General features: G+C 64.0%; 1 pseudogene. It reads right to left on the bottom strand.

Annotated features, from left to right (window positions below):
• Window positions 1-564 (bottom strand): annotated as a pseudogene (locus ACRYR9_RS19905) (pilus assembly protein PilN); the annotation flags it as partial.

Raw genomic sequence — 564 nt, forward strand, 5'->3', positions numbered from 1 at the left:
GGAAGAACGTGAGGGTGCCGTCGCGAAAGCGCGAGTAGACGTTGTAGCGCTGCTCGTTCGTCCGCATAAAACCCTTGAAATCGCCAACGTAGTGCAGCGGTGACTGCGTCGGCATCGCTGCGGCCCCAGACTGCATGCCACCTGGGGCGGCCAACGTTGCGTTGGGCGCGCCTGCAAGACTCGTAGCGAGCCCTGCGGGTAGTTGCGGCCCCTTGACTGCGCCGGTTGCGCCGGTGGTCACAATGGACTGCGCCGAGGGGAACGGTGCATTCACCGAGGGATCGATGACCACCCGTACGTTGTAAGTGCGAGCAATCCAGTCGGCAACGTCGGCAAGCGTACTGATGCGGTCCCGTGCGTCGTTGTACGACACGGGCTTGTTGAAGAGTTCCGGTTGCGGCTTGGTCGCCTTGACCTTCTCGCCAAGAAGCCATGCCCCCTCATGGATCTGGAAGACCGGGCGGCTGCTCGGGGCAGCGTCGAGCTGCGCGCGCGTGTCGCGCATCGCGTCTTTCTGGATGCCGCGCACCTCCGCGATACCGCATCCCGACAGACTCAAGACCG

The organism is Kineococcus auxinigenes (genome assembly GCF_050871525.1).
GTDB lineage: Bacteria > Actinomycetota > Actinomycetes > Actinomycetales > Kineococcaceae > Kineococcus.